This is a genomic window from Streptomyces aurantiacus JA 4570, from assembly GCF_000414115.1.
Taxonomy (GTDB): Bacteria; Actinomycetota; Actinomycetes; order Streptomycetales; family Streptomycetaceae; genus Streptomyces; species Streptomyces aurantiacus_A.
The window spans coordinates 1-1733 of sequence record NZ_AOPZ01000544.1 but is presented as its reverse complement, the minus strand read 5'-3'; the positions used below and the strand labels follow the sequence as shown (position 1 = coordinate 1733).

Below are 1733 nucleotides of genomic sequence, written 5' to 3'. Positions count from 1 at the left end.
GTGCCGGGAGCCCGCGCGCTGCCGGCACTGCGCGGGGCCGCTGGAGGCCCGGGACGACGGCGCGCTGCGGTGCGCGTGGTGCGGGCGCGGCGAAGCGGCCTGGCACTGCTCCGAGTGCGGCGGTTTCCGGCTGCGGGCGCAGGTCGTGGGGGCGCGGCGGACCGCCGAGGAGCTGGGGCGGGCGTTTCCTGCGGTGCCGGTGCGGACGTCCGGGCGCGAGCAGGTCCTCGACACGGTGGGCGGCGCGCCCGCGCTCGTGGTGAGCACGCCGGGCGCGGAGCCGGTGGCCGAGGGGGGCTACGCGGCCGCGCTGCTGCTCGACGGCTGGGCGATGCTCGGCCGCCCCGATCTGCGGGCGGGCGAGGACGCGCTGCGGCGGTGGATCGGCGCCGCGGCGCTGGTGCGCGACCAGGGCGCGGGCGGCACGGTGGTGATCGTCGCCGAGCCGACCCTGCGGCCGGTGCAGGCGTTGGTGCGCTGGGACCCGGTGGGGCACGCGGTGCGGGAGCTGGCCGAGCGGGCGGAGCTGGGCTTTCCTCCGGTGTCGCGGATGGCGGCGGTGACCGGGCCGCCGGAGGCGCTGGCGGAGTTCCTGGGTGCCGTCGAACTGCCCTCGGACGCCGAGGTGTTGGGGCCGGTGCCGGTCGCCGCCGTCGAGGCCGGCCGCCCTCGCAGGGCCGGGGACGCGCCGCCCGGCGAGCAGTGGGGGCGGGCCTTGGTGAGGGTGCCGCCCGGGAGCGGTGCGGCGCTGGCCCGCGCCTTGAAGACGGCGCAGGCCGCGCGGATGGCGCGGGGGGTGGGGCAGCAGGCCGCGGTGCGGGTGCGGATTGATCCGCTGGATATTGGGTGAGTTGGTTGGGTATTTGGTGAGTTGGCGGTCCGGGCGGAGGCCGGGGAAGCGGCGCCCACCGGATGGTGGGTGAGCTGACGTTCCGTGGGTGTTCCGCCGCGGATCGAGTGAGCTGCTGTTCCGCCGCGCCTCGGGGCGTACGTGACTTCGGGGTGTACGTCCGCGTGGGGTGCCCGAACGCGCGGCTGCCCCCTGCCCGTTGCGGGCAAGGGGCAGGCGGCAGCCGCCGGGGGTCAGCCGTTGCGCGGGCCGGGGAAGGCGCCGGGCCGCATGTCGTCGCGGAGGCCGGTGCTGCCCGCCGTCGGCTGGGTCGGCATGGCGCGGGCCGCGGGGACGGACGGCAGGGGGGCGCCCACAGGGACCGTGCGGGTGGTGGTGGGGGTCGGCTCGGCGGCGCGCTCGGGTTCGGCGGTGGTCTGGGCCGTGGCGGCGCGGCGGGCGCCGTAGCGGCGGTGCACGGCCTTCCGTAGCGGCGGTGCACGGCCTGCTTGGTGACGCCGAGCGCGGAGCCCACCGCGTCCCACGAGAAGCCGAGTGAGCGGTCGAAGTCGACGGCGGCGGTCACCAGCGTCTCGACGCTGTCCCGCAGTTCCTGGGCCAGGCGGACGGTCGGAGCGGGAGCGCGTCCGTACACGACGAAGCCCGCGGAGGGGCTGGAGCGGCGCGGGCGGTAGACGTTGCCGAGCTGGGCGGTGAGGGTGCGCAGTGCGTCCACCTGCCGGCGGACCCGCTCGATGTCCCGCACCAGCAGGTGCAGACTGGCCCGTGCCTGGGCGTCGTGGGTTGCGTGGTCGGCCATGAACAAGCCTCTCGAACCGGCGTTGAGGGATCGGGGGTTGAGGGATCGGGTTGGATGAGGAGGGGGGGAGGGGAAGGGGGGGAG

Annotated in this window: 2 pseudogenes; one reads left to right on the top strand and one right to left on the bottom strand. The window is 77.1% G+C overall.

The features are described 5' to 3' along the window. Nucleotides 1–850 (top strand): annotated as a pseudogene (locus STRAU_RS37910) (primosome assembly protein PriA); the annotation flags it as partial. A gap of 233 nt (nt 851–1083) precedes the next feature. On the opposite strand, the pseudogene STRAU_RS44345 reads toward STRAU_RS37910, so the two are convergent. Further along, nucleotides 1084–1649: pseudogene (locus tag STRAU_RS44345) on the bottom strand (hypothetical protein). Between the last annotated feature and the right edge of the window lie 84 nt (nt 1650–1733).